A 1,704-nucleotide genomic window follows, 5' to 3' on the forward strand; every position below is an offset into this window, starting at 1 on the left:
ATAGATAGAGAATGATGGTTTTATGTTTAGAAAATACTATTTAACAGATGTACTAGGTAAAAAATTCTTTGTAAAAGGTTCAAAAGTTGGAATTAAGAAGTTGTCGGAATATCAGGCATAATAAAGCCATCAACACGATGCTTATTACATTCGGCGTTTTTGGTTTAGAGTATAATTGGTTTGGAGAGTAAGTCGTCAGCACGTGTTATGGCGGCGTTAGGCGAATGGAGGCATAATGAACTACGAGAATGACGTTTTTAGAGTTAGAGAGCTTCGAGAAACTGACGCAGACTCATTGTTTAGTTTGTATTCGGGCTCAATTTCTTCCGCAAAGTACATTTCGACATTACCTCATGATACGGTGGGAACCACGCTCTCAAAAATTAAGCAGTGGAGAAAATCCTATTTGGAAAGCACTCCCAAAGTACTAGTTTATGGTGTCGCAGAAAGCCAAAATGACTTTGTGTTTGGGGTAGTTGTGTTCGTGTTCAATGAACAGTATGCAGAGATCCATTTTGGTATATCAGGCAAATTTAGTAATCGTGGAATTTCGACGCAATTGTGTCGTACTGGTTTGGCATACTTAAATAACTTTGGTATCAAGGAAGTAAGAACAAATCCATTTGTTGGGCACATGGCAAGTGTAAGGGTTTTAGAAAAGTCAGGTTTCTCAAATCATGGAACGCTCAAAAACTATGCGCGTTTTCCAACTTTAGGTGACGGTCTTTTCAATTGTGCAGATATGCGCATAAGCCTCTGAAAATTCGCCGAACAAACGACTATAGCATCAATAGCTAATCACCATGGTTCTGGAGTCATAAATGCAGGTTATTTTTGAAAGCAACTGGAGCTGGATGCTTTTTGAGGAAGAGAGTGACTTTTACTTCTCTGTCGTCTGTGGTTCTTCCGCTATCTTTGTCCGAGAACTTAAACTCAGTGAAGAAGAGGTACTTGCTTTCCAAAACAATGGCGAGAGTGCGCTTGATGATATTGCGAGTGCAGTCAGGTACCGACCACAGCACTTTGATGACAGGCACATCAAAGGATTGAGTACCCGTGATGATGTGAGGGCAGCCATTCTTGATTGGCAAACTAATCACGGAGCGAAGCGATAAAATGGTAATAATGAGTAGGAAGCATTCAAAAATCATTTTCTATGGTTTAACGAGCTTGTATTTCGCTTATGCGCTGGTACTTTTATTCTTTCCTCATACCGTTACTCTTGATATGTCTTCCCCGTTAGTGGAATTGTATGGCGGGATCAGTGCGCTAATGATGATTATCGCGTTGTATACCCATGCTTATGATAAAGCGTTTTTACCCATACGATTGGTCGAAGTGATCATCGTGAATACGATCATGTGCGCGTTATGGAGCTATATCGAGACGGCACGAGATGATTTTGCTTTGTAAGCGCTGAATTAACCCCACCTTCAATAATTCAGCCACATAGACGATCCTGTTTCTTCGTTATTTAAGGAGAAACACCATGACATCTACCAAACGACAACATTGGCAGTCTATTATCGATGAGCAAACCCAAAGCGACCTCACCAAAGCCGATTTTTGTCAGCAGCGTAATATCAAACTGGCGACGTTTTACTATTGGCTGAAAAAGCTACGCACTAATGACGAGATTCAATGTGTATTACCTATCTTGCTCGATGAAAAGGCAGAGGCTTCATGCGTTGAAGTGTTTCTGCC

At 40.8% G+C, this 1,704-nt stretch carries 4 protein-coding genes; all 4 read left to right on the plus strand.

Going from position 1 to position 1,704, the window contains the following annotated elements; all coding sequences use genetic code 11:
- Window positions 1–235: 235 nt before the first annotated feature.
- Complete coding sequence (locus tag L4C36_RS23695; RefSeq protein ID WP_428480207.1) at window positions 236–760, plus strand: GNAT family N-acetyltransferase; 525 nt, start codon at window positions 236–238, stop codon at window positions 758–760.
- Between the two features lie 61 nt (window positions 761–821).
- Complete coding sequence (locus L4C36_RS23700; RefSeq protein ID WP_428480208.1) at window positions 822–1,115, plus strand: hypothetical protein; 294 nt, start codon at window positions 822–824, stop codon at window positions 1,113–1,115.
- Window positions 1,116–1,125: 10 nt separating this feature from the next.
- Window positions 1,126–1,413, plus strand: a complete 288-nt coding sequence (locus L4C36_RS23705; RefSeq protein ID WP_428480209.1) for a hypothetical protein — start codon at window positions 1,126–1,128, stop codon at window positions 1,411–1,413.
- A 76-nt stretch (window positions 1,414–1,489) separates the two neighbouring features.
- The coding region (tnpA, locus tag L4C36_RS23710) for an IS66 family insertion sequence element accessory protein TnpA (protein ID WP_428480210.1) at window positions 1,490–1,704 on the plus strand (215 nt) is incomplete at its 3' end.

This window comes from Photobacterium japonica, assembly GCF_050337005.1.
Classification (GTDB): domain Bacteria; phylum Pseudomonadota; class Gammaproteobacteria; order Enterobacterales; family Vibrionaceae; genus Photobacterium; species Photobacterium japonica.

Coding starts and splice junctions, on each gene's coding strand:
- L4C36_RS23695 (WP_428480207.1), top strand. CDS start 236: ATGAACTACGAGAATGACGTTTTTAGAGTTAGAGAGCTTCGAGAAACT.
- L4C36_RS23700 (WP_428480208.1), top strand. CDS start 822: ATGCAGGTTATTTTTGAAAGCAACTGGAGCTGGATGCTTTTTGAGGAA.
- L4C36_RS23705 (WP_428480209.1), top strand. CDS start 1,126: ATGAGTAGGAAGCATTCAAAAATCATTTTCTATGGTTTAACGAGCTTG.